Origin of the sequence: Rothia halotolerans (assembly GCF_004136635.1) — a bacterium.
GTDB lineage: Bacteria > Actinomycetota > Actinomycetes > Actinomycetales > Micrococcaceae > Rothia > Rothia halotolerans.
Window position 1 is genome coordinate 36,334 of record NZ_NOIU01000005.1, and the last position, 20,503, is coordinate 56,836.

General features: G+C 71.1%; 17 protein-coding genes and 3 tRNA genes. 15 read left to right on the forward strand and 5 right to left on the reverse strand.

Annotation, left to right across the window (positions count from 1 at the left end):
• The first annotated feature begins 209 nt into the window (after positions 1–209).
• From EWV39_RS12545 to EWV39_RS12560, 4 genes are all read left to right on the forward strand, one after another.
• Positions 210–1,235 (forward strand): universal stress protein, encoded by a 1,026-nt coding sequence (locus EWV39_RS12545; RefSeq protein WP_129660889.1) that lies wholly within the window; start codon positions 210–212, stop codon positions 1,233–1,235.
• 101 nt (positions 1,236–1,336) lie between these two features.
• Positions 1,337–1,409, forward strand: a tRNA-Glu gene (locus tag EWV39_RS12550).
• 68 nt (positions 1,410–1,477) lie between these two features.
• Positions 1,478–1,551, forward strand: a tRNA-Asp gene (locus EWV39_RS12555).
• Positions 1,552–1,615: 64 nt separating this feature from the next.
• A tRNA-Phe gene (locus EWV39_RS12560) sits at positions 1,616–1,688 on the forward strand.
• Between the two features lie 487 nt (positions 1,689–2,175).
• Here the strand turns inward: EWV39_RS12560 and EWV39_RS12565 are convergent.
• Positions 2,176–2,982 carry an exodeoxyribonuclease III gene (locus tag EWV39_RS12565; protein ID WP_129660892.1) on the reverse strand — a complete coding sequence of 269 codons (807 nt, stop codon included), beginning with the start codon at positions 2,980–2,982 and terminating at the stop codon, positions 2,176–2,178.
• Between the two features lie 258 nt (positions 2,983–3,240).
• On the opposite strand from EWV39_RS12565, the gene EWV39_RS12570 reads away from it, so the two are divergent.
• The 8 genes from EWV39_RS12570 (at position 3,241) to EWV39_RS12605 (ending at position 12,305) form a co-directional block, all read left to right on the forward strand.
• On the forward strand, positions 3,241–4,167 hold the full coding sequence (locus EWV39_RS12570) for an SDR family oxidoreductase (RefSeq protein ID WP_129660895.1): 927 nt from the start codon (positions 3,241–3,243) through the stop codon (positions 4,165–4,167).
• 438 nt (positions 4,168–4,605) lie between these two features.
• On the forward strand, positions 4,606–5,847 hold the full coding sequence (locus EWV39_RS12575; RefSeq protein ID WP_129660898.1) for a 3-hydroxyisobutyryl-CoA hydrolase: 1,242 nt from the start codon (positions 4,606–4,608) through the stop codon (positions 5,845–5,847).
• A gap of 26 nt (positions 5,848–5,873) precedes the next feature.
• Entirely contained in the window at positions 5,874–6,773 is a 900-nt protein-coding gene (gene mmsB, locus EWV39_RS12580; RefSeq protein ID WP_129660901.1) for a 3-hydroxyisobutyrate dehydrogenase, read from the forward strand.
• On the forward strand, positions 6,770–7,564 hold the full coding sequence (locus EWV39_RS12585) for an enoyl-CoA hydratase (RefSeq protein ID WP_129660904.1): 795 nt from the start codon (positions 6,770–6,772) through the stop codon (positions 7,562–7,564). The genes mmsB and EWV39_RS12585 overlap by 4 nt, the downstream gene beginning before the upstream one ends.
• Positions 7,565–7,656: 92 nt before the next feature.
• The gene (locus tag EWV39_RS14260; RefSeq protein ID WP_129660906.1) at positions 7,657–8,958 is read left to right on the forward strand and encodes an MFS transporter; all 1,302 of its coding nucleotides are present in this window, start codon (positions 7,657–7,659) and stop codon (positions 8,956–8,958) included.
• 300 nt (positions 8,959–9,258) lie between these two features.
• Positions 9,259–9,483, forward strand: coding sequence for a lactococcin 972 family bacteriocin (locus EWV39_RS14390; RefSeq protein ID WP_129660909.1), 225 nt, complete (start codon positions 9,259–9,261; stop codon positions 9,481–9,483).
• A 126-nt stretch (positions 9,484–9,609) separates the two neighbouring features.
• Positions 9,610–11,646 carry a hypothetical protein gene (locus EWV39_RS12600; protein ID WP_129660912.1) on the forward strand — a complete coding sequence of 679 codons (2,037 nt, stop codon included), beginning with the start codon at positions 9,610–9,612 and terminating at the stop codon, positions 11,644–11,646.
• Positions 11,643–12,305, forward strand: a complete 663-nt coding sequence (locus tag EWV39_RS12605; RefSeq protein WP_129660915.1) for an ABC transporter ATP-binding protein — start codon at positions 11,643–11,645, stop codon at positions 12,303–12,305. Before EWV39_RS12600 ends, EWV39_RS12605 begins: the two co-directional genes overlap by 4 nt.
• Positions 12,306–12,357: 52 nt before the next feature.
• Here EWV39_RS12605 and EWV39_RS12610 read toward each other — a convergent pair whose 3' ends face one another.
• The 4 genes from EWV39_RS12610 to nadE form a co-directional block, all read right to left on the reverse strand.
• Entirely contained in the window at positions 12,358–13,413 is a 1,056-nt protein-coding gene (locus EWV39_RS12610) for a Gfo/Idh/MocA family oxidoreductase (RefSeq protein ID WP_238148343.1), read from the reverse strand.
• Between the two features lie 94 nt (positions 13,414–13,507).
• A complete protein-coding gene (locus EWV39_RS12615) occupies positions 13,508–15,325 on the reverse strand; it encodes an AMP-binding protein (RefSeq protein ID WP_129660919.1) in 1,818 nt (605 codons plus the stop codon).
• A gap of 238 nt (positions 15,326–15,563) precedes the next feature.
• Positions 15,564–16,115, reverse strand: coding sequence for an HdeD family acid-resistance protein (locus EWV39_RS12620; protein ID WP_129660923.1), 552 nt, complete (start codon positions 16,113–16,115; stop codon positions 15,564–15,566).
• Between the two features lie 57 nt (positions 16,116–16,172).
• Positions 16,173–16,994, reverse strand: coding sequence for an ammonia-dependent NAD(+) synthetase (gene nadE / locus EWV39_RS12625; protein WP_129660926.1), 822 nt, complete (start codon positions 16,992–16,994; stop codon positions 16,173–16,175).
• Positions 16,995–17,205: 211 nt separating this feature from the next.
• Here nadE and EWV39_RS12630 point away from each other — a divergent pair, with 211 nt between their 5' ends.
• The 3 genes from EWV39_RS12630 to EWV39_RS12640 all read left to right on the forward strand — a co-directional run bounded on the left by EWV39_RS12630 (position 17,206) and on the right by EWV39_RS12640 (position 20,501).
• Positions 17,206–18,414, forward strand: coding sequence for an acyl-CoA dehydrogenase family protein (locus EWV39_RS12630; RefSeq protein WP_238148344.1), 1,209 nt, complete (start codon positions 17,206–17,208; stop codon positions 18,412–18,414).
• 91 nt (positions 18,415–18,505) lie between these two features.
• Positions 18,506–19,270, forward strand: coding sequence for an SDR family NAD(P)-dependent oxidoreductase (locus tag EWV39_RS12635; protein WP_129660932.1), 765 nt, complete (start codon positions 18,506–18,508; stop codon positions 19,268–19,270).
• Positions 19,271–19,346: 76 nt separating this feature from the next.
• Positions 19,347–20,501 carry an acetyl-CoA C-acetyltransferase gene (locus EWV39_RS12640; RefSeq protein WP_129660934.1) on the forward strand — a complete coding sequence of 385 codons (1,155 nt, stop codon included), beginning with the start codon at positions 19,347–19,349 and terminating at the stop codon, positions 20,499–20,501.
• The last annotated feature ends 2 nt before the right edge of the window (positions 20,502–20,503 follow it).

Here is a 20,503-nt window from a genome sequence, read left to right on the forward strand (position 1 = left end):
GCCCCGCTCCGGCGGAGCCGCGCCGAGGCGACCTGAGCCCGCAGCCCCGTCCGCCCGCCCCTTCGCCGGGGCGGGCGGACGGGGCTGCGGGTTTCTTGCATGCAGAATGCCATAAAAGATCTGCGTTCCCCGGCGATTGCTCGCCCTCTGGCGTGGTATCCGTCATAAAATGGGGGCATCTGGAGCAGTCTCACAGAGGAGGGGCAGACATGACTGACGAGACGAGCAACAGGTCCGCTGAGAGCTTCGGGGCCCGGGCGGTCGCCGCCCGGGGGAAGCTGCCGGACCCGGAGGTCATCGAGGGCGAGATCATCGTCGGCATCGACGGCTCCGAGCAGAGCTACGGCGCGCTGAGCTGGGCGGTGGCCGAGGCCAAGCGACGTCGGGTCCCCATCCGCCTGGTCACGGCCTATTCGCTGCCCGTCTTCACCGGCACCGGCTTCGACTCGGGGTACTCGGTGATCGACGAGCAGGCGCTCGCCGACGGCGTGGCGCAGATCCTGGACGAGGCCTACGAGCGCGTCAGGGGCGAGGACGTCGAGCTGCGCGCGACCGTCGAGACGGGCGACGCGTCCTCGCTCCTCGTCCGGCTCTCCGAGCACGCCGACCTCATGGTGGTGGGCTCCCGCAGCGCCCGCGGCTTCGTGGGGCGGCTTCTGGGCACCGTCTCGACCTCGCTGCCGGCGCACTCCAAGTGCCCGGTCGTCGTCGTGCCGCACGCCTGGGCCAAGCGCCACGCGGAGGACGCCGGGACGCTCACGCCCTCGCTCGGCGTGGCGGTGGGCTCGGACGGATCCGACCAGGCCCGCATCGCCATCGTGAAGGCCGCCGAGGAGGCCCAGCGGATGGGCGTGGGGCTCAAGCTCGTCAACGCGCTGGCGCCCTACACCGGCGCCCTGACGTGGGTCCCGGCGGCCGTGGACTTCGAGGCCATGCACCGGGAGATCGACGAGCTGCAGAACCGCGCCATCCAGTGGATCAGGGGTCACTTCCCGGATCTGGAGATCACCGCGGAGCGGATCGACGGCTCCCCGGTGCAGGTGCTGCTGGAGGCTGGCGAGAGCGCGGACCTGGTGGTCGTCGGCACGCGGGGCCGGGGCGGCCTGCGCGGGATGCTGCTGGGCTCCATCTCCCAGGGCGTCCTGCACAGCTCGCAGAACCCGGTGATGATCGTCCCCGACGTGGACGACCCCCGGACCCAGGACGCGCCGGAGGCGGGGGTCGCCTGGGGCTGAGGTGACGTCCGTCTCATCTCGCGGACGGGTTTGTGGTTTCCGGGACCGCCCCATATGCTTGGGGAGGTTCCGAGCACGGGCATGCCCGTCCGCGAGGTCCGGCCCCCATCGTCTAGCGGCCTAGGACACCGCCCTTTCACGGCGGCGGCACGGGTTCGAATCCCGTTGGGGGTACTGCAAATCTCCGATTTGCAAAGCCAGAGTTCTTCCCATAGAGTTTTCTCTCGTTGGAAAAACAACAAGGCCCTGTAGCGCAGTTGGTTAGCGCGCCGCCCTGTCACGGCGGAGGTCGCGGGTTCAAGTCCCGTCAGGGTCGCTCAGGCGGCGTATCTCTCCTCGCGAGAGACGCCGTCGCGGCATATCTGCTGACAGAGATGCCGGGCTCTGTAGCTCAGTTGGTAGAGCGTACGACTGAAAATCGTAAGGTCACCGGATCGACGCCGGTCGGAGCCACGAAAACCGCCTCGTAGGCTTCTATACGGGGCGGTTTTCTTCCATTTAACGGGTCATTGAAGCCGAATGAATTGTGGTGTTAACCACTGCTTAGGTGCGTCCTTCACAGGGATCTGACCCGGTCTCCGGCGTTGACGCACGTCGCATGCCATATAGCTGCTCGTGCTCCTCATCGCCTCTCCACAGTGGTGGATCCGCGAGAACAGCTCGCTCCATGCTCTCGTTCTATGGTGGTGCTCACTGCATCCCCCACGTCTCTCGCGGAAGCGCACTTGGGGGATTTTTCTCTTTCTTGGGCCGGGAGGAGGTTTCAAGGCCTCGGAGCGGCGGAACGGGATGGGCTGACGGCTCTGACCTATGTCAGCTTCACGACGGCTAGAGACCCTCAGGCCCTGGCCCCGCGTGAGTGGCTGGAAAGGCCCCTGGATCGTTGAAGATGGGGGTGCCTCTCCAGCTGCCTCGCATCAGCGGGGCCACCCCGCCCGTCTCACTCGCACTCGATGACTACTGGCGCGTGGTCCGAGGCCCCCTTGCCCTTGCGCTCCTCCCGGTCGATCCAGGCGGTGCTCACCCGCCGGGCCAGCGCCGGCGAGCAGAGCTGGAAGTCGATCCGCATGCCCTCGTTCCTGGGGAAGCGCAGCGACTTGTAGTCCCAGTAGGTGTAGTCCTTCTCGCCCTGGGTGTGGGGGCGCACGACGTCCACCAGGCCGGCGTCGTCGAGGAAGGCGTTGAAGGCGCCGCGCTCGGGCTCGGTCACGTGGGTCATCTGGTTCTCGCGGAAGAAGTCGATGTCCCAGACGTCCTCGTCCTGCGGCGCCACGTTCCAGTCGCCCACCAGCGCGAGCTGCCCCTCCGGGTTCTCACCCAGCCACTTCTGGGCGTCCTCGCGCAGCACGCGCAGCCACTCGATCTTGTAGGCCATGTGCGGGTCGTCGATGCCGCGGCCGTTGGGCACGTAGAGGCTCCAGACGCGGACCCCGCCGCAGGTCGCCCCCAGGGCGCGGGCCTCCTGGACCTCCTCCTGGCCGGGCTTGCCGAAGACCGGCTGACCGGGGAAGGTGCGCTCGACGTCGTCCAACCCCACCCGGGAGGCGATGGCGACGCCGTTCCACTGGCTCAGGCCGAAGTGGGCGACGTCGTACCCGAGCCGCTCGAACAGGGCGAACGGGAAGCTCTCGTCCTTGGCCTTGGTCTCCTGTATGGCCAGCACGTCCACGTCCGAGCGGTCCAGCCAGGCCTCCACGCGATCGGCGCGGGCGCGGATCGAATTCACATTCCAGGTCGCAATTCTCATGGCGACCACGTTACCGGGCGGGGAACGCGGGGCGGGATCACGCCCATCCGCCGTCGCGACCCCCGGTTGTCAACCCCCAGCCGCCGAGGCCCTGCCGCGCTCCCCGGCCTCCCGCGCTCAGATCTGTTCCCGCTGTCGTCGCGATCTCCGCCGCCGGGTCCACGGTGCCCCGCGGGCCGGCCGGAGGCTTCACGATACCCGGGACCGCCGGTATCGTGAGGTGGGACACACGACGTCGCCGAGCAGAACGAGGCCCCCATGAGCAGTCACCCATCGCCCTTCCGCGCCGACGTCCTGGAGGGCCAGCGCATCCTCGTCACGGGAGGCGGCAGCGGGCTGGGCCGCGGCCTCGCCCTGCGCCTGGCCGGGCACGGCGCCGAGGTGCACCTCTGGGGCCGCCGGGAGGGGATGCTGCGCGAGGCGGCCGAGGAGATCGAGGCCGCGACCGGGCGCCGGCCGCACTGGCGGACGGCCGACGTGCGCGACGCCGCGGCGGTGGACGAGGCCGTGCGCCTGACCTGGGAGGAGCACGGCCCGCTGACCGGCGTCGTGAACAACGCGGCGGGGAACTTCATCGCCCGGACCGAGGACCTCAGCCCCCGCGGCTTCCAGGCGATCACCGAGACCGTCATGAACGGCTCCTACAACGTCACCCACGCGGTGGGGCGGCGGTGGATCGCGGAGGGCCTGCCCGGCACGGTGCTGTCCACCCTCGTCAGCTGGGTCTTCACCGGCTCCGCGTACGTGGTCCCCTCGGCCATGGCCAAGTCGGCGGTGCACGCGATGACGATGTCGCTGGCCGTCGAGTGGGCGCCCCACGGCATCCGGCTGAACGCGATCGCGCCCGGACCGATCCCCACCGAGTACACCTCGGCGGTCCTCAGCTCCAGCGGGGGCGAGCGGGGGGACCGCGGCGCGATGACGGACCTCGACGCCGTGCCCGCCCGCCGGGCCGGCACCGTGGAGGAGTTCTCCCACCTGGCGATCTTCCTCCTCTCCGGTGCCTGCGACTACCTGACGGGGCAGACCATCACGATGGACGGCGGGCAGATGCTCGCCGGCCCCTCGACCTTCTCGGCACTGGCCGAGCTCACGGACGAGGACTGGGCGCGCATCGGGGAGCAGGGGCGCCGCGCGGCCGCGGCGTCGAAGGGGCAGCGGGGGCAGGGCGCAGGGGACGGCTGAGGGGCACGAACAACGTCGTCCTCGTTCTGGTGGGATTCAAAGCATCGTCATCACTGAGCTGGCGGTTTTCGGAGGTATCGTTCCGAAAAATTCGACCTCCGAAGGATCTCCTCTCCGCATCAGCGGAAGGATAGCTCCGAAAACGGCTAGTACGCGCGTGGCTCACTGTGCCGATTGCCGATTGCCGATTGCCGATTGCCGAGGCTGAGGCTGAGGTTCCGACCCGGCCCGCCCTCCCCGATCGCCACGGGGCCGCGCCCGCCGCCGTGGCCGTGGTCTGCACCCCGCCGGGACGTCGTTCGCCCCTGCCCGCCTCGCCCCGCCCGGCTCCTGGCAGCCTCCGCAGGCCGCGCGATAGTCTGTGAGTCGAAGCACAGCAACGATCCGACCCCGTCCCGGCCCGCCCGGCACGGCACCGACCACGCCCCAGGAGGGACGATGACCGACGCACGGCAGGAACCGCCGGTGCTCTCCGAGACCCGAGGGAGCCTCGGGCTCATCACGCTCAACCGCCCCCGGGCGGTCAACGCCCTGACCATCGAGATGATCGACCTGATGATGGCCGCGCTCGACGCCTTCGAGGCGGACCCGGCGGTGCGCGTGGTGGCGGTGGTCGGCGCGGGCGAGCGGGGGCTGTGTTCCGGGGGCGACGTCGTCGCGCTCTACCGGGCGGCCACGGCGGGCCGCGAGGAGGAGTGCATCGAGTTCTTCCGCAAGGAGTACACCCTCGACCACCGGATCTCGCGCTATCCCAAGCCGTACGTCGCGCTGATGAACGGGCTGGTGCTCGGCGGCGGCATCGGCCTCTCCGCGGCCGGCTCGCACCGCGTCGTCACCGAGTCCACCCGCACCGGCATGCCGGAGACGGGCATCGGCTTCAGCCCGGACGTCGGCGGGCTGAAGCACCTCTCCGGCGCGCCGGGGCGAACCGGCGAGCACCTGGCGGTGACCGGCCTGCACATCGGAGGGGCCGACGCCGTGTACATCGGCATCGCCGACCACTACGTCCCCGACGCCTCCCTGCCGGAGCTCCTGCGCGCCCTCGAGGAGGTGCCCTCGGCCGCGGCCCAGGCCGCCCCCGAGGACCAGAGCGCAGGCTCCGCCGTCGAGGACTCCGCCACCGCCGAGGCTCGCTCCACCGCAACGCCGACCGCTGACGCCGGCGATGCCGCTGCCGCAGCCCGCACCGACGCAGCCGCCTCCGCCGACGCAGCCGCCTCCGCCGTAGCAGCCGTCATCGCCCGCTTCGATCGCCCCGCTCCGGAGCCGCCCCTGGCCGCCGCCCAGCCCTGGATCGAGGAGGCGTACGCCGCCGACGCCGTCGAGCAGGTCCGGGACAACCTGGCGATCCTCGCCGAGCGCGAGCCGCAGGACGAGGGCATCGCCGCCGCCCTCGCCGCGCTCGAGCGCAACAGTCCCACGGGCATCAAGACCGCCTGGGAGGGCATCGGCAGGGCCCGGGGCCTCACGCTGGCCCAGACCCTCGAGCAGGACTTCAGGACCAGCGGGAACGCGGTCCTCGGCCACGACATGACCGAGGGCATCCGCGCGCAGGTCGTGGACAAGGACCGTACCCCCGCGTGGGACCCGCCCTCGCTGGAGGAGGTCGGCCGGGACCGGGTGCTGGGCTTCTTCGAGCCCGTCCCCGGCTACGAGGACCTGCGGCTGCCGGAGGGGTAGACGCCCCGTGAGCTGAGGAGACCGAGATGAGAATCGCCTTTCTGGGACTGGGCAACATGGGCGGGCCGATGGCCCGCAACCTGGTGCGGGCCGGCCACGACGTCGTCGGGTACGACCCGGTCGAGGCCGCCCGCCGGACCGCCGAGGCCGCCGGGGTGAGCATCGCGGCCAGCGGCGAGGAGGCGGTCCCGGGGGCCGGCGTCGTGTTCACGATGTTCCCCTCCGGCGCGCACGTGCTCGCGGCCTACCGGGGCGAGGACGATGCCGAGGGGCTGCTCTCCGCCGCAGAGGCCGGCACCCTGTTCATCGACTCCTCGACGATCAGCGTGGACGAGGCGCGCGAGGCCGCCGAGCTGGCCCGGGCAGCGGGCCACCGTGCCCTGGACACCCCCGTATCCGGTGGGGTGGCCGGGGCGGACGCCGGGACCCTGACCTTCATGGTCGGCGGCCCCGCCGAGGAGTACGACGCCGCGCTGCCCCTCCTGGAGGTCATGGGCCGGAAGATCGTCCACTGCGGCGTCAGCGGCGCCGGCCAGGCGACGAAGGCCTGCAACAACATGCTGCTGGCCGTGACCATGATCGGAGCCTCCGAGGCCTTCGTGCTCGGCGAGAAGCTGGGGCTGAGCGACCAGGTCCTCTACGACGTCATGTCCAGCTCCGCGGCGCAGTGCTGGGCCGTGAGCACCAACTGCCCGGTGCCCGGCCCGGTCGAGACCAGCCCCGCCAACCACGAGTACCGGCCGGGCTTCGCGACCTCGCTCATGGCCAAGGACCTCGGTCTCGCGCTCGCCGCGCTCGAGTCCACCGGCACGCGGGCCGAGTTCGGCCGCGCGGCGCAGAAGCTGTACGAGGAGTTCGAGGAGTCGGGCCACGGCGGCCTCGACTTCTCCGCCATCATCCAGACGATCCGAGAGGGGAACCGATGAGCGAGGAGCGGAACCAGGAGGCCGAGGCGGCCGTGCTGACCAGCGTGGAGGACGGCGTCGGGCTCATCCGGCTGAACCGGCCGAAGGCGCTCAACGCGCTGAACCAGGAGACGATGCACGCCGTCGTCGAGGCCGCCCAGGCCTGGGACGCCGACCCGCGGGTGAGGGCGATCGTCCTGACCGGCTCCGCGAAGGCCTTCGCGGCCGGCGCGGACATCAAGGAGATGGCGGACAAGAGCTACGCGGAGGTCTACGCCGCCGACTGGTTCTCCCAGTGGGGGCGCCTCGCCGAGGTGCGGATCCCGGTGATCGCCGCGGTGAGCGGCTACGCGCTGGGCGGGGGCTGCGAGCTGGCGATGATGTGCGACGTCCTCGTCGCCGGCGAGGGCGCCCGCTTCGGGCAGCCCGAGATCAACCTCGGCGTCATCCCCGGGATGGGCGGCACGCAGCGGCTGACCCGCGCCGTCGGCAAGGCCAAGGCCATGGACATGGTGCTGACCGGGCGCATGATGGACGCCCGGGAGGCGGAGCGCGCCGGCCTGGTCTCCCGCCTGGTGGACGACGACGCCGTGCTGGACACCGCGATGGAGGTCGCCCGGACCATCGCCGCGAAGTCGCGTCCGGTGACGATGACCGCCAAGGAGGCGGTCGGCGCGGCCTTCGAGACGACCCTGGAGCAGGGCGTGCGCTTCGAGCGCCGCCTCTTCCACTCGCTGTTCGCGACCGAGGACCAGAAGGAGGGCATGGCCGCCTTCTCGGAGAAGCGGGAGCCGGAGTTCCGGGACCGGTGAGGGGCGTAGGCCCTCGGTGGGCCGGCGGAGGGATGCCGACCCTCTCCCGGCGCGGTGGCGTCCGGGTCTGGGAGGGCCGGTAGGCTGAGCGGATGGAGTTGATTCGAAGCTCGAATAAAACGTGGCGCAGGGCCCGCTGGGGCGTGGCCCTGATGTTCTTCACCAACGGGGCGGTCATCGCCGGCCTGCTGCCGCGCTACCCGGAGCTCAAGGACGCCCTGGGGCTGAGCAACGCGGGGTTCGGGGCACTGGTCGCCGCCGTCGCGGTGGGCTCGCTGGTGGCCTCGGGGCTGCCGGCGGTGGCGATCCGCCGGTTCGGTGCGCGCCGGACCGCCACGGTGGGCACCGTGCTGATGGCCGCGGTGATGGCGCTGGTGGGCATCAGTCCGGCGGTGTGGGCGGTGGCGCTCCTGCTGGGGACGGTCGGCCTGCTCGACGCCGTCGTCGACGCCGCCCAGAACGTCCACGGCCTCTTCGTCCAGGAGGGGCTGGGGAAGACCGTGATCAACTCGATGCACGCCTCGTGGAGCATCGGCGCGGCGCTCGGCGGCCTGGGGGCGGCACTGGCCCAGGGGGCCGGCGTCGGGCTCGGGGTCCATCTGGGCGTGAGCGGGCTGCTGGTGGCGGCGGTGGCGGTCCTCGCCTACTTCGCCGCGGCCGCCCCGTCCGTGAGCATGGGGGCGGGTGGGGCCCCGGCTGACGCGGAAGGTGCGGTGCACGAAGGCATCGAGTCCGGTCCCGGGAGTCCAGACGGCTCGGAGGGCGCGGAGGCGTACCCCGCCGGTCCCGGCGCGACGGCGTCGTCCCGTCCCCGTCCCGGCCTGCGCGGCTGGGCGTTCCTGATGCTCCTGGCGCTCATGGCGGTCGCGGGGGCGCTGATCGAGGACGTCGGCAACAACTGGTCGGCGAACTTCCTCCGGGACTCCGTGGGCCTGCCCCTGGCCTTCGTGGGGTACGGGTACGTGACGCTGCTGGTCTTCCAGTTCCTCGGCAGGATCCTGGGCGACCCCCTGACCGACCGCTTCGGCCGGGACCGGGTGGCGATGGCGGGCGGGGCACTGATCGCCCTCGGCTTCGGCCTGGTGATCCTCCAGCCTGCCGCGTGGAGCGCCTTCGCCGCGTTCGCGCTGGCCGGCTTCGGGTGCGCGACGCTGATCCCGGCCGCCTACGCCGAGGCGAACCGGGTGCCGGGCTTCAGGGACGGCACGGGCATCACGGTGGTCGGCTGGGTCATGCGGATCGGGTTCCTCTTCACCTCCCCGGCGATCGGCCTGATCGCCGACGCCAGCAGCCTGCGCGTGGCGTTCGTGATCCCGCTGGTCTCGGGCTGCGTGGTCGTGGCGATCGCCGCGGGGCTGCAGATGCGCGCCCGGCGGGTCTCGCGCGGCGGCTGAGTGAGGTTCCCGGTGAATGCCGGGGGATGGATGCTGGCCGCCGAGTGGCGGTGTCGCGTCTTAATAAGAAATATTTGGAGGAGCGTTGTGAGCTGCAGTGAGAGTGAAACTCGCTGACCAGTAAAAACCTCCGAGGGAAATTTCAATTTCGAAACAATTCCGCCATTTATTCAAAATCTTAATTGATTCCCTCCTTCCGAGTGGATACTTTCTGTGCATGCGGAGCGATCGAAGATGATTCTCTGTACCGGAAACGTGAGAGGTCGGCCCTCTTGCGCGGATATCGGAAGGAAGTATGTCATGAGGAAGATTACGGCCTGCGCGACGGGCTTGGCCTTGGCGCTGGGGAGCTTCACGGCGGCGCAGGCGGCCGTCCATCAGGTGGGCGGGGGTATCTGGAACCAGGGCGTCAATTCGGCTCGGGTCTGGTCTAACTACTATCACGGTGGTAAGTGCCATGGGTCTACTGCGATAGGGCAATGGGAAGCTTATTCCGGAAACGTTTCTGCAGGTAAATGGTCATAGGCCTCTACCCCGAGGAAAAAGTTGGGCGGAAATAAGTCCTATTACAATTTCTGCTGATCCCTGACCTATCGATGCGGTGCGACCTCGTGCAATTCCGAGGTCGCACCGCTCTGACATGGAGGTATTGTGCGGATCATATTCATCCGTCTCTTCTACGGCCTGATCGCGCTGCTGAGCGCCGTCGCGGTCTTCGCGCAGCTTCACGAGACCGACTCCGAGATGACCCTCGGAAGCCGCCATCTCCTCTGGATCACCGATGTGCACACAGGCTTCTCGCCCGAGAAGTTCCACGAGCGGTTGGGGGAGGAGCTCGAAGCCCGGGACATCAACGCCGCGCGCCTCGACTTCGACGCCGACGATCCCGTGCGGAGCCAGGTGCTGCAGCTGCGCATCGGCAATCCGGACCTTTCTTCGGCCCGGTGGGCCGAAGAGGGGTACCCGGTCTTCGACAAAGGGCAGCACGTCACGGTCGAAACTCTGGACAGGCCTCTCGAGGATCCACGGGGCATCTACATGCTCTACGGTCCTGAGAAGTCCAAGGAGGGGTTGCTCGAAAGCCTCGCCGAGACCGGCTATGGAGGGGCTCAGCGGACTCTGTACGCGAATCAGGACATGGTGGACTACCTCAGAGGGAGCCCTTTCGCCTGGGCCTTCTCCGCATCCGTCCTCGGGATCGCCTTCGCCGTGATGGCATCGGCGGTGATGGGCAGCCGGGTCTATGCCCAGCGATTCCTCTTCGGGAGCTCTCCGCTGGGCGCCTATGTCAGGGAGGCCCGCGCCGCGCTGCTGACCGTCCTGGTGAGCTTCATCGGCGTGCAGGCGATGGCCGCCGTCGTTCTCCTCCTCTACAACGGCATGGCCTTCTACGGGCTCTTCTGGAAGATCTCGCTGCTGGTCACGGTGGTGATCACCGTCCTCATCCTCGTGGTGCACCTGGTGGCCGTGCAGCTGGTCTCCCGGGTGGACATCCCGGAGGCGATCAAGGGGAGGCAGCCGGTCCGGTCGAGCTACGCCGCGGTCAGCCTGGTCAAGATCGGATGCCTGGTGGGTCTGCTGTCGCTGATGCAGATCTCCTTCTCCACCGCCGGCCTCATGGCCGACCACCGAAGCTCCTCCGCGCTCCTGAGCACGCTGGGGCAGGTCAGCTACGTCGATCAGAGGGGCGTCACGCCGGAAGAGGCGGACCGGCGTTCGACGGCCGAGTGGTTCGCAGGAGAGATCGGCCGAGGCAACGTCATCATCGCCCAGAACAAGCCGTTGATGAAGTTCGGCCCGGATTTCAAGCCGCTCTCGCTCACGTCGGCCCTGGCCGTCGATCAGAACTATCTGCGACTCCACGCCGAACAGGTCCCCGAAGCCGCTCGGTGGATCGCAGAGGATGAGCACCGGCATCAGCCGGCGGTATTCCTCCCTGAAGGCAGGGAAGTGTCCCGAGAGGAGCTGGAGGAGGTGGTTCCCTACGGATTCCCCGAGCAGCGACTCGCGGACTTCACAGAGCACCGCATTCCCGCCGGCCGTGACGTCTTCACCTATGGTTCATCGATAAATGAAGATCCTCTCAGCGTGCATGATCCCCTGGTGGTTTACCTCCCTCAGGAGGACCTGCTCGCTTCTGCGGATTCGGTCGCGGCGTGGGCGACCCAGGGCGGGGCGATCATCGAGGATCGCGCCGGAGCCATGGACCGTCTCGCGGAGTCGCCGGCCCGTACCCTCGTCGCCTCCATCAAGCCGGTCGCCGTGCACCAGGCCTCGTACCTCAAGAAGTACGGGGCGGACCTGCGCACCTCCCTCTACGGAGCAGTGGCTTTCGGCGTCGTGCTGGTCCTGGCGCTGTTGGCCTACGCCGTCCTCTACTGCCGGGAGAACGGGCAGGAGATCTTCGTCAAGCACCTCAGCGGCTGGGGCTTCCTCGGCACCTTCCGCGCCCTGCTGGGGGTCGAGGTCCTCGTCATGGCGGGGGTCGTGGCCTGGCAGGCCTACCGGACCGTGGGGGAGAGCCAGGGCTTGCTGAGCACCGGCGCGGACGACGGCGTCGTCACCGACTTCCTCCGGTTCAGCTGGGGGTCGATCGGCGCACTGGTCCTCCTCGACCTGGCGCTGCTCCTGGGCGCCCTGCTGCTCAGCTCCCGCCGCGACATCACCGAAAGGACCCGTACCGAATGACCGAGCACATCCGCCTGCGCGACGCCGGCAAGACGATCGCCGGACGCACCATCTGGCAGGGCCTGGACCTCACGGTGCACGCCGGGGAGGTCCTCGCCCTCGTCGGCCCGTCCGGGTCGGGGAAGACGACGCTGCTGAACTGCCTGGGCGCGCTGAGCCCCTTCGACCACGGGGAGCTCTTCGTGGGAGGGCGCCGGCTTTCCCACACCTCCGCCTCCGCCCGTCGCCGTTTCCGGCGTGACCACCTGGGGTACCTCTTCCAGAACTACGCCCTGGTGGAGGCCGACACCGCCGCGCAGAACGTGGAGGCACCGCTGAAGGTGCTGCCCCGCTCCCGGCGGCCGGGGCGGCGGGAGGTCGAGGAAGCTCTGGCCAGGGTCGGGCTCGAGGGGCGGGGCGGGGACCGGGTCTTCCAGCTCTCCGGCGGCGAGCAGCAGCGCGTGGCCGTGGCGCGCCTGCTGGTCAAGAAGCCCGACCTGATCCTCGCGGACGAGCCGACCGGCGCCCTGGACGAGGCCAACGGCCGAATGGTCCTGGGCTTCATCCGCGAGATGGCCCGTCAGGGCGCGGCCGCGGTGGTCGCGACCCACAACCCCGGCATCGCGCGGGCGTGCGACAGGGTGCTGGACCTCGGGGAGGCGCAGGGCGGGAGGGTCTGAGCCGGGCCGGTCCGGCGGGGCGTATCCGTTCCGAGCCGCCCCGGCCGGGAGGTCAGGAGAGCTCGACGACCCTCCGCTCGAGGGCCGAGGCCCGCACGGCGTCGATGACGTCGACGATGTGGACGGCGTCGTCGGCGGTGACCGGCAGCTCCGCCTCGCCGCGGACGGCGCGGGCGAACTGCTCGTAGAAGCGGGCGTAGGAGCCCTGCTCCGAGGGGACGGCCTCGGCCCCGGCGGAGGTGGCGAGGCTGCCCGGCTCGGGCTCGTACCCCCAGTGCTCCGGGTCCTCGGCGGGCCGGGCGCCCTGGCCGAGGGCGCGGCCCTGGACGTCGACGCCGGTGGCCGCGTAGGTCCCCTCGGTCCCGACCAGCCGCAGGCGCCGCAGCGCCTGCTTCCCCATCTTGCTGGACTCGACGTGGGAGCGGACGCCGGAGGCGTGGACGAGCGCGGCGAAGAAGCCGGTGTCGATCTCGCCCTCCTCCTCGACGCCGATCTCCCGGAGCGGGCGGACCTCGAGCTCGCCGTAGACCGAGGCGACGGGACCGAAGAGGGAGACGGCCTGGTCGATGAGGTGCGAGCCGATGTCGGAGAGGACCCCGCCGCCGACGCCGAGCGCGATCCCCTCGGGCTCGACCAGGTCGAAGACGGAGGAGTAGGAGACGGGGCGGCCCACGCGCCCGCCGGCGAGGACCGCCCGGAGGGTGGTCACGTCGGCGTCCCAGCGGCGGTTGTGGAAGGCGGCCAGGGGGATGCCGGCCTCGCGGGCCGCGTCGCACAGCTCGCGGGCGGTCGCGGGGTCCGGGGCGAAGGGCTTGTCCGCGACCACGGGGGTCCCTGCCCCGACGGCCTCGAGGACCAGGTCGCGGCGGGTCGAGGGCGGCGTCGTGATCGTGACGGCGTCGACGCCGGCCGCGAGCATCTCGGTGAGGCTGCCGTAGACGGCGGTGCCGGGCAGGTCCTCCTCGATGCGGCGGCGCTTCTCCTCGGAGCGGGCCACGACGCCGGCGAGCCGGACGCCCTCGGCCGCCTCGATGAAGGGCGCGTGGTATTCGCGACCGCCCTTGCCGTAGCCGACGATGCCGATGCGCAGGGGCTGATCATTGTTCATATGTCAGAACATAACATTCCAGTGAGTTCCCAGGATTCAGGCTGGCGAGGCGTTTCCCCTCGGGGTCTCGTCGGCGCGGGGGTTTCACCCCGCTCTACCCCCTCAGCCCAGGGAAGCCCGTGTCCGCGAACTCCCCCGCCGTCGCCCCGCCGCCCCGGCCCTCCTGGGCCGAGCCCCCGTCGCCCGCTGCGCTTCCGCCTCCCGCGGCATCGGCGCCGCCTCCCGCCTCGCCGTGCAGCTCGGCCTCCCGGGCCCGCAGCTCCACGCGGCGGATCTTGCCCGAGACCGTCTTGGGCAGGTCCCAGAACTCCAGGCGCCGCACCCGGGCGTAGGGCGGGAGCTTCTCGCGGCAGTGCGCGAGGATCGACTCGGCGGTCTCGGCCGTGGGCTCCGCGGCGGCCCGGAGCGCGACGTACGCCTTGGGAACCGCCAGCCGGATCGGATCCGGGGAGGGGACCACCGCGGCCTCGGCCACCGCCGGGTGCTCGATCAGCACCGACTCGAGCTCGAAGGGGGAGATCTTGTAGTCGCTGGCCTTGAAGACGTCGTCGGAGCGGCCCACGTAGGTGTAGAGCCCGTTCTCGTCGCGGCTCATCACGTCCCCGGTGCAGTACAGGCCGTCCCGGAAGACCTCCTCGTTCCGCGCCGGATCGCCGTAGTACCCCGTCATCAGCCCCACCGGCCGGGGGTCCGTCACGAGGCAGACCTCCCCCTCGCCCGGGCCCTCCACGACCTCGCCGGTGGCCTCGTCCAGCAGCTCGACGTCGTACCCCGGCAGCGGGCGTCCCACGGAGCCGACCTTGACCGGCTGCCCGGGGGTGTTGGCGATCTGCACGGTCGTCTCGGTCTGGCCGAAGCCGTCCCGGATGTCCAGGCCCCACGCCTGCTGGACGTGGAGGATCACCCGCGGGTTCAGCGGCTCGCCCGCCGCCACCACCTTCCGGGGAGGGTTCCGCAGCTGGGCGAGGTCGGCCTGGATCAGCATCCGCCACACGGTCGGCGGGGCGCAGAAGCTGGTGACGCCCTCGGCGTCCATGGTGCTCATCAGGGCCGCGGCGTCGAAGCGGGCGTAGTTGTAGATCAGCACCGTGGCGCCCGCGATCCAGGGCGCGAAGACGTTGGACCACGCGTGCTTGCCCCAGCCGGGGGAGGCCACGTTGAGGTGGACGTCGCCGGGCTCCAGGCCGATCCAGTACATCGTCGTCAGGTGCCCCACCGGGTAGGAGACGTGCGTGTGCTCCACGAGCTTGGCCCGCGACGTCGTGCCCGAGGTGAAGTACAGCAGCAGGGTCTCGTCCGCGCGGGTCGGCCGGTCCGGGAGGAAGTCCGGGGAGGCCTCCCGGTGGGCCGCGTAGGCGTGGTGCGGATGGCTGCCGGCGGGACTCTCCGCGCGCCCCAGGGCCTCCTCGCCGGTCTCGATCACGGAGAAGCCGCCCGGCACCTCGGCGAACTTGGCGCTGTTGGCCGGATTGGTCACCACCCAGCCGACCCCTCCCCGCTCCACCCGCTCCGTGAGCCCGGCCGGGGCGAGCATGGTGGTCGTGGGGAGCAGCACGGCGCCCAGCCTGATGCTGGCCAGGACGGTCTCCCACAGCTCCACCTGGTTGTCCAGCATGAGCAGGATGCGGTCCCCGCGCCCGACGCCGATGCCGCGCAGCCAGTTCGCCAGCCGCGACGAGCGCTCGGCCATCTCCCGGTAGGTCACGCGCTGGGAGCCGCCGTCCGACTCCACGATCACCAGGGCGCTGCGCCCGCCCTCCTCCGGCGAGGCGGCGAGGGCGTCGAACCAGTCCAGCGCGAAGTTGAAGTGCTCGGGACGCGGCCACTCGAAGTGCTGCCGGGCCGCCCCGTAGTCCTCCCTGAGCCTCAGGAGCTGGTCCCTGGCCTCGCGGAACTCCTCGGTGACGGTCATCGCGACTCCTCCTGTGCGGCGGTCCTCCCGGGACACATGGGTGTGCCCGGGATCACTGTCCTGTCACAGTAGCCCGCCGCCCGGCAAAAGAGAACGGGCGCCCCGCGGGTGGGGACGCCCGATCCGGGCGGGATCCGGGCGCCCCGGAGATCCGCGGCCCTTCGGAAAGGTCGCAAGCGGGAGAGCACGTCAGAGCGTGCGGGATCGATCCCGCGCCGATGGGCCGGGAGCCGGGGGTTCAGGAGGCGGCGCGCGCCGAGCGCTTCCCCGCCACGCGCAGCGCGATGCCGGCCACCAGCGAGAGCAGCCCCCACCCCAGGGCCAGGATGCCGATCAGCACGGCGAAGGCCACGACGCCGCCGGCGGGGTTGAAGACGAAGATGCCGCCCGCGACGATCCACAGGATGCCGCCGACGACCAGGAGCCAGCGGGGGCCGCCGCTGCGCCGCTGGACGGCGCTGACGATCTCCGTGACGCCGCGGATCAGCAGCCACACGCCGAGGACCCAGACGAACGCCGCCGCGCCGATGGCCGGGTTGATCAGGGCGAAGATGCCCGCCAGGATGCCGAGGATCCCCGAGAAGATGAGGTACCCGCGCAGCGCCCCGCGCGGGGCGTTGAACGAGGTGACCAGCGCGAAGATCCCGTCCACGAGCGCGTACGCGCCCAGCAGGATCATGAGCGTGATCGCGGAGGAGAGGGGCCACGCGAGGAGCACCACTCCGAAGACGATGGCGAGCACTCCCGAGACGATGAGCGCGGTGGACGAACGGCGGACGATCGGATCCATGGGTCCTCCTTCTCGAGAGACTTCCGATGATTCGATGCTATACCCGCGGGTAGGCCCCTACTTCCACCACGAGTCGCGGATCGTCACGGGTGTGGTGCGCTTGTGCCGGGAGCGCAGGAAGCGGGCCTCCAGCGCCTCGGCGTGGACCTCGTCGATCTCCCGGCCCTCGAGGTAGTCGTCCACCAGGTCGTAGCTCAGGCCCAGCTCCGCCTCGTCGGTCTGGCCGGGGGACTCGTCCAGCAGGTCCGCCGTCGGGGCCTTGTCCCACAGCCCGTCCTCGGCGCCGAGGTGGCGCAGCAGCTCCTGGTTCTGCCGCTTGTTCAACCCGTACAGGGGCAGCACGTCCGCCCCGCCGTCGCCGAACTTGGTGAAGAAGCCGGTGACGGACTCGGCGGCGTGGTCGGTGCCGATCACCAGCAGGTTGCGCTCGCCGGCCAGCGCGTACTGGGCGATCATCCGGATCCGGGCCTTGACGTTGCCGCGGTTGTAATCGGTGATCCCACGGCCGGTGGCGCGGGCGAACTCCTCGGTCACGCCCGTGGTGCCGGGCTCCACGTTGAACACGAGGCTGGTCCGGGGGCGGATGAACGCCAGGGCCCGCTGGGCGTCCTCCTCGTCGTGCTGGACCCGGTAGGGCAGGCGGACGGCGACGAAGTCGGCGTCGTGCCCCTCCTCGGCCAGACGCTCCACCGCGAGCTGGGCGAGCCGGCCCGCCAGCGTCGAGTCGACACCGCCGCTGATGCCCAGGACGAAGCCCATCGTCCGGGTGGCCCTGAGGTAGTCGCAGAGGAGTCCGACGCGGGCTTCCACCTCCTCGACCGGGTCGATCCGAGGCTTGACGCCCATTTCCTCGATGATCTTCGCCTGGAGTTCACGCATGGGGCCATCTTAGGACGCCGGGCTCGCCCTCGCACGGGTGACGACGCCGCACCGCGCTTCCCGTCAGGACGACGTCCCTTTCCGCACGGGCGCCCCCCGGAGGGAGCACCGTGCTGGCGGATCGAAAGACGGCTCGGTAGGGTCGATGTACCATGTGATCCGAGGCACACACCGTACGAGGATCGCGGTTTCCCCATCCAGGAAGGCCATCGTGACCACCGATCTCCGCGGGCTGACCCCGGCGCCCCCAGAACCAGAGCACCTGCCCTATCCCGACGCCGACGTCCTCGACGCCCTCTCCCTCCTCGAGCCCGCCGAGCGGCGCTCCCTCCAGGCCGTGCGGGAGCACCTGCACGACGTCGTGCGCCCCCGCTCCATCGACTACTGGAACCGGGAGGACTTCCCCTTCGAGCTGCTGCCGGGACTGGCCGAGCGGGGGCTCGGGGAGGTCGAGCTGGGGACCGCCTCCCGCCTGTACCGCGGGCTCGTCTACGCCGAGGCCAGCCGGGCCGACGTCTCGATCTCGGCGCTGATCGGCATCCACAACGAGCTGATCGTGGGGACGCTCAACGAGCTGGGATCGCCCGAGCAGAAGGAGCGCTGGCTGCCCCGGCTGCGCACCTTCGAGGCGCTCGGGGCCTTCGCCCTGACCGAGCCGGACCACGGCTCGGACATCGCCGGCGGGCTGGAGACCACCGCCCGCAGGGAGGGCTCCGAGTGGGTCATCAGCGGGCGGAAGCGGTGGATCGGGCTCGGCACCATCGCCGACTTCGCGCTGGTCTGGGCCCGCGACGTCGCGGACGGCCGGATCAAGGCCTTCCTCGTGGAGACCGACCGCCCGGGCTACCGCGCGCAGAAGATCCCGCACAAGATCGGGCTGCGCATCATCCCCAACGCGGACATCGAGCTGGAGGAGGTGCGGATCCCGGCGGGGAACCTCCTGCCCGGGGCCGAGGACTTCTCCAGCGCCAACCGGCTGCTGCGCAGCTCCCGGGCCTGGGTCGGCTGGCAGGCGGTCGGCGTGCAGCTGGCGGCCTTCGACGTCGCCCGCGAGTACTCCCTGCAGCGCCGCCAGTTCGGCCGCCCGCTCGCCGGCTTCCAGCTGATCCAGCAGCCGCTCTCCGAGATCCTCGGCAATGCGCAGGCGAGCCTGGGGATGATGGTCCTGGTGGCCCGCCTCCAGCAGGAGGGGCGCATGGAGATGCTGCACGCGGCGATGGGCAAGGCCACCGGGACCCGGCTGGTCCGCGAGTCCGTGGCCAAGGCCCGGGGCATCCTGGGCGGCAACGGCGTCACCAGCGAGTACCACGCCGCCAAGATCTTCGGCGACGCCGAGATCATGTACACCTACGAGGGGACCTACGAGATCAACTCGCTGATCGTCGGGCGGGCGGTCACGGGGGTCTCGGCGTTCCGGTGAGGCGACGCCGGGCCGAGCGGCGGGACCGCCGCTCGCCCCCGCCGGCCGGCTCAGGCCATCCAGACCACCACCAACCGACCGGGAGGACACCATGGAGATCCGAGGGACCGCGGCGATCGTGACCGGGGGCGCCTCCGGGCTGGGACGGGCGACGGCGCTCGCCCTCGCCGCGCGCGGCGCCGACGTCCACGCCTTCGACCTCGCCCCCGCCATCGAGCGGGCCGAGCCGGCCGAGGGCGTGAGGTACGTGGAGGCCGACGTGACCGACCCGGAGTCGGTGCGGGCCGGCGTCGAGCGCGTGGTGCGGGAAGGGGAGGGGCCGCTGCGGGCGGCCGTGAGCTGCGCGGGGATCGGGCCCTCCGCCCGGATCCTCGGGCGCTCGGGGGTGCACGACTTCGAGCTGTACGCCAAGGTCGTGCGGGTCAACCTCCTCGGGACCTTCCACGTGCTCGCGCTGGCGGCGGAGACGATGGCTGAGACGGATCCCGTGGACGAGGACGGGCAGCGCGGCGTCGTCGTCAACACCGCCTCGGTCGCGGCGTACGAGGGGCAGGTCGGGCAGGCGGCCTACGCCTCCTCCAAGGGCGGCGTCGTGGGGCTGACGCTGCCCGCCGCGCGGGACCTGGCCGGCCGCGGGATCCGGGTCAACGCCATCGCGCCCGGGATCGTGGACACCCCCATGCTCGCCGGCGTGGGGGAGGAGTACCGCGAGGGGCTCGCGGCGTCGGTGCCCTTCCCGCACCGGCTCGCGCGGCCGCAGGAGTACGCGCGGCTCGCGCTGGCCCTGATCGAGCACGACTACCTCAACGGGGAGACCGTCCGCCTGGACGGAGCCCTCCGGATGGCGCCCCGGTAGGGACGGGGCGGGCCCGGCAGCCGGGGCCGCGCCGTCGGACCACAAGCAGCATCGGCACCGTCGCAAGGAGGACATCATGGCCGAGGCATACATCATCGACGCCCTGCGCACCCCGGTGGGCAGGCGCCGCGGCGGGCTCGCCGGCGTACACCCGTTGGACCTGGCGGCCACTCCGATCCGCGCCGTGGTCGAGCGGGCCGGGGTCGACACCGAGGAGTACGACGAGGTGATCCTCGGCTGCATCGACCAGGTGGGGCCGCAGGCCTTCGACGTCGCCCGCAGCGCGTGGCTCGCCGCAGGCGGCTCGGAGGCCGTCCCCGGCACCACCGTGGACCGGCAGTGCGGCTCCGGTCAGCAGGCGGTGCACTACGCCGCCCAGGCCGTCATGTCCGGCACCGCGGACCTGGTGCTCGCCGGCGGGGTCCAGTCGATGAGCTCCGTGCCGCTCGGCTGGGCCAACGGCGCCGCGGCCCAGCTCGGCTTCCCCGACCCCTTCACCGGCTCCGAGGGGTGGGCCGGGCGCTACGGCGGGCAGGAGATCTCCCAGTTCCGCGGCGTCGAGCTCATGGCGCAGCGATGGGGGTTCGGCCGCGAGGACCTGGAGGCCTACGCCGCCGAGTCTCACCGCCGCGCGCTCGCGGCCCAGGGCGCGGGCTGCTTCGACCGGGAGATCGTCCCGCTCGCGGGGGTGGAGCGGGACGAGGGTCCGCGCGAGCCCAACCGGGCGCGGATGGCCGAGCTCGAGCCGATCCGCCAGGGCGGGGCGCACACCGCGGCCACCGCCTCCCAGCTCTCCGACGGCGCGGCCGCGCTGCTGATCGCCTCGGAGCGCGCCGTGGAGCGCCACGGGCTGGTGCCGCGGGCGAGGATCCACCACCTGAGCGCCCGCGGGGACGACCCCGTGGCCATGCTGACCGCCCCGATCCGCGCGACCCGCCGCGCCCTGGAGCGCACCGGCCTGGAGCTGGAGGACATCGACGCCGTGGAGATCAACGAGGCCTTCGCCGGCGTCGTGCTCGCCTGGGCCCGGGAGCTGGAGCCGGACATGGCGCACGTGAACCGCCACGGCGGCGCCATCGCGCTGGGGCACCCGATCGGGGCGACCGGCGCGCGGCTCATGACCACCCTCCTCCACGTCCTCGAGGACACCGGCGGCAGGTACGGCCTGCAGACCATGTGCGAGGGCGGCGGGCAGGCCAACGTGACCATCATCGAGAGATTGGGAGAGTGATC

Excerpts from the sequence above, each read along its gene's own strand:
- EWV39_RS12545 (WP_129660889.1), top strand. The coding sequence starts at position 210 with ATGACTGACGAGACGAGCAACAGGTCCGCTGAGAGCTTCGGGGCCCGG.
- EWV39_RS12565 (WP_129660892.1), bottom strand. The coding sequence starts at position 2,982 with ATGAGAATTGCGACCTGGAATGTGAATTCGATCCGCGCCCGCGCCGAT.
- EWV39_RS12570 (WP_129660895.1), top strand. The coding sequence starts at position 3,241 with ATGAGCAGTCACCCATCGCCCTTCCGCGCCGACGTCCTGGAGGGCCAG.
- EWV39_RS12575 (WP_129660898.1), top strand. The coding sequence starts at position 4,606 with ATGACCGACGCACGGCAGGAACCGCCGGTGCTCTCCGAGACCCGAGGG.
- mmsB (WP_129660901.1), top strand. The coding sequence starts at position 5,874 with ATGAGAATCGCCTTTCTGGGACTGGGCAACATGGGCGGGCCGATGGCC.
- EWV39_RS12585 (WP_129660904.1), top strand. The coding sequence starts at position 6,770 with ATGAGCGAGGAGCGGAACCAGGAGGCCGAGGCGGCCGTGCTGACCAGC.
- EWV39_RS14260 (WP_129660906.1), top strand. The coding sequence starts at position 7,657 with ATGGAGTTGATTCGAAGCTCGAATAAAACGTGGCGCAGGGCCCGCTGG.
- EWV39_RS14390 (WP_129660909.1), top strand. The coding sequence starts at position 9,259 with ATGAGGAAGATTACGGCCTGCGCGACGGGCTTGGCCTTGGCGCTGGGG.
- EWV39_RS12605 (WP_129660915.1), top strand. The coding sequence starts at position 11,643 with ATGACCGAGCACATCCGCCTGCGCGACGCCGGCAAGACGATCGCCGGA.
- EWV39_RS12610 (WP_238148343.1), bottom strand. The coding sequence starts at position 13,413 with ATGAACAATGATCAGCCCCTGCGCATCGGCATCGTCGGCTACGGCAAG.
- EWV39_RS12615 (WP_129660919.1), bottom strand. The coding sequence starts at position 15,325 with ATGACCGTCACCGAGGAGTTCCGCGAGGCCAGGGACCAGCTCCTGAGG.
- EWV39_RS12620 (WP_129660923.1), bottom strand. The coding sequence starts at position 16,115 with ATGGATCCGATCGTCCGCCGTTCGTCCACCGCGCTCATCGTCTCGGGA.
- nadE (WP_129660926.1), bottom strand. The coding sequence starts at position 16,994 with ATGCGTGAACTCCAGGCGAAGATCATCGAGGAAATGGGCGTCAAGCCT.
- EWV39_RS12635 (WP_129660932.1), top strand. The coding sequence starts at position 18,506 with ATGGAGATCCGAGGGACCGCGGCGATCGTGACCGGGGGCGCCTCCGGG.
- EWV39_RS12640 (WP_129660934.1), top strand. The coding sequence starts at position 19,347 with ATGGCCGAGGCATACATCATCGACGCCCTGCGCACCCCGGTGGGCAGG.